Below are 299 nucleotides of genomic sequence, written 5' to 3'. Positions count from 1 at the left end.
GCGCATATCGCCGGCTTCGTGGTGGAGCAAGGTCGTGCGCTGGTGGTCGGCGTAAACAAGTGGGACGGGCTCGATTCGCATGTGCGCGAGCGCACCAAAGCGGATCTCGAACGCAAACTAAAATTCCTCGACTTCGCCAAGTTCCATTTCATTTCTGCAGCGGAAAAAACAGGTATCGGTCCGCTGATGCGCTCGGTGGACGACGCGTACGCCGCGGCAATGGCGAAGCTGCCCACGCCGAAGCTCACGCGTGCGCTGATTGATGCAGTGGAGTTTCAGCAGCCGCGTTGCCGTGGTCC

The 299-nt window shown here is 60.2% G+C and carries 1 pseudogene; it reads left to right on the top strand.

The features are described 5' to 3' along the window. A pseudogene (locus R0J87_RS19405) lies at positions 1-299 on the top strand (ribosome biogenesis GTPase Der); the annotation flags it as partial.

This window comes from Halomonas sp. SIMBA_159 (assembly GCF_046536035.1).
In the GTDB taxonomy this organism is placed as follows: domain Bacteria; phylum Pseudomonadota; class Gammaproteobacteria; order Pseudomonadales; family Halomonadaceae; genus Vreelandella; species Vreelandella venusta_A.
This window is presented reverse-complemented; position numbering and strand designations above follow the sequence as displayed.